Genomic DNA, 2,162 nt, shown 5'->3' with positions numbered 1-2,162 from the left:
TTGCGGGGATCGGGGGGAAAATTCAGGTACTTTTTCCCTGAAAATTAGGTAATTGACTACCTCAAAATCGGTAAAACCCCACACCCCACACCCCACACCCCACACCCTGCCCCCAGGAAAAGCTTTTTCAGCAAACCCTATTTAACGATTTCTGCCAAAAAGATTGACTAAATCTCGCAATCTCTCGCTATATTCTCCGGTTAAAGCTTCCTGACGATAGCGCCATGACCAATTCCCTTCTGCGACACTGGGGGTATTCATCCGCGCATCCGATCCTAAACCTAACACATCCTGTAACGGTACGATCGCCTGATTAGCCACGGAACTATAAGCAAGTCGAATCAGATCCCAAGCCACTCCCTGACCACTGGGAGCGCCAAGATATTGATAAAGTCGCGCTTTTTCGTAGTCATTGGCGTTATCCTGAAACCAGCCCACAGTGGTATTATTATCGTGAGTGCCGGTATAAATCACACAGTTGCGTTCGACGTTGAAAGGAAGATAGGGATTACCCGCGTCACCCCCAAAAGCAAAGTGGAGAATCTTCATCCCGGGGAAGGCAAAGTGATCGCGAAAATCTAAGACTGCTTGGTCAATATCGCCCAAATCTTCGGCAATAATCGGCAATTTACCTAAACGAGCGCCAATAGTATTAAAGAGATCATAACCCGGGGCCTTCAGCCAACGACCATTAATGGCGTTTTCCTGGCCAAAAGCCACGGCCCAATAGGCCTCTAATCCGCGAAAATGATCGATACGGATAATATCGACTAGGGAAAGAACCCCTTTTAAACGGCGTACCCACCAGTCAAAGCCCGTATTTTTGAGATAATCCCAGTTATAGAGAGGATTGCCCCATAATTGCCCCGTTTCTGAGAAATAATCCGGGGGAACCCCGGCCACTTCCAAGGGATTACCGGTTTGGGTATCTAGTCGGAAAACCTGCGGATTTGCCCAAACATCGGCACTATTATGGGAGACATAAATGGGGATATCACCGATAATCTCGATACCGAGGGAGTTAGCATAGCGTTTTAAGGCTAACCACTGCTCAAAAAACTCAAATTGCAGGAATTTGTGCAGAAAAATCTCCTCTTGTAACTCCTGTTTCGGTGTTTCCAACGCACCCCAATGACGTTCGCGAATTTCTGTCGGCCATTCCATCCATGCTTTACCCGGGTAAGCGTGGGATAGGGCCATAAATAGGGCGTAATCCTCTAACCAATCGGCATTGCCAGCACAAAAGCCGGCAAACTGTTTGTAAAGAATTGTGTCAGAACCCTTGACAAAATTGCTAGCCGCCTTTCTGAGTAGGGGAATTTTCCAAGCGATCAATTTATCAAAATCCACTTGATCGAGGGGAAAATCGGGAATATCCTCTAAATCTGCGTCACTAAGCAGGTTTTTCTCCCGAAGAATATCGAGACTAATCAGGAGATGATTGCCGGCAATGGCACTAAAACTCATGTAGGGAGAGTTACCGTACCCTGTCGGGCCTAAAGGGAGAATTTGCCAGAGTTTTTGACCACTTTGAGCCAAAAAATCGATAAATTGATAGGCTTCCCTACCTAGTTCTCCAATCCCGTAACGACCGGGGTGACTGGTGGGATGAAGCAAAATACCGCTAGAACGGCTAAAAGCCATGAAAAAACCCCCTTATCAGTGATTAGGTTAGCAGTTATTAAGTGTTTAAAGCTGAATGCTCACTGCTATCTCCAAGCTAACCCGATCTCGATCGATAAGGGCAATACTTAACAACTTTATTAGACCTATAGGACACAATCAGGCATTACAGCCGTACCGTAACAGATCGTCTTTCCAGTTAAAAAGATTCCTTCGGATCACGTTCCACGTTACCCGGGTAGGTGAAACTGGCACTCGTTGCCGTCGGTTTGACGCGGCTCGATAGTTGGCTGATGGCCGCTCTTTCCTCTTGGGTGAGGGGGCGATCGATAGCTTGGAATTCGTAATATTGGTATTCGCTCATGGCGTGCAACCTATCTCAAGGTTTATGATCGATATGCAGCAATTCCAAATTCAGAATGTAGCAAGGAATACAGAATACAAAACGCTTTTGCCCTGTAGCTCCCCATCCAAAATCAAGAAGAATTAACGCGAGTAACAGGGATGGCCTCATCGAGCATAAAGTCTAAAAGGTGGTG

2 protein-coding genes are annotated in these 2,162 nt (G+C 46.5%); both read right to left on the bottom strand.

Going from position 1 to position 2,162, the window contains the following annotated elements; genetic code table 11:
- Positions 1-141: 141 nt before the first annotated feature.
- Complete coding sequence (gene malQ, locus O9332_RS20775; RefSeq protein ID WP_288027208.1) at positions 142-1,644, bottom strand: 4-alpha-glucanotransferase; 1,503 nt, start codon at positions 1,642-1,644, stop codon at positions 142-144.
- A 178-nt stretch (positions 1,645-1,822) separates the two neighbouring features.
- Positions 1,823-1,987 (bottom strand): hypothetical protein, encoded by a 165-nt coding sequence (locus tag O9332_RS20770; protein ID WP_170915522.1) that lies wholly within the window; start codon positions 1,985-1,987, stop codon positions 1,823-1,825.
- Between the last annotated feature and the right edge of the window lie 175 nt (positions 1,988-2,162).

It is taken from the genome of Microcystis sp. LE19-10.1B, from assembly GCF_027530565.1.
Lineage (GTDB): Bacteria > Cyanobacteriota > Cyanobacteriia > Cyanobacteriales > Microcystaceae > Microcystis > Microcystis aeruginosa.
The sequence above is the reverse complement of the archived record's forward strand: the minus strand, read 5'-3'. Positions and strand labels throughout refer to the sequence as shown.

What these genes read in the sequence shown, in the direction of transcription:
- malQ (WP_288027208.1), bottom strand. Translation starts at nt 1,644, where the DNA reads ATGGCTTTTAGCCGTTCTAGCGGTATTTTGCTTCATCCCACCAGTCAC.
- O9332_RS20770 (WP_170915522.1), bottom strand. Translation starts at nt 1,987, where the DNA reads ATGAGCGAATACCAATATTACGAATTCCAAGCTATCGATCGCCCCCTC.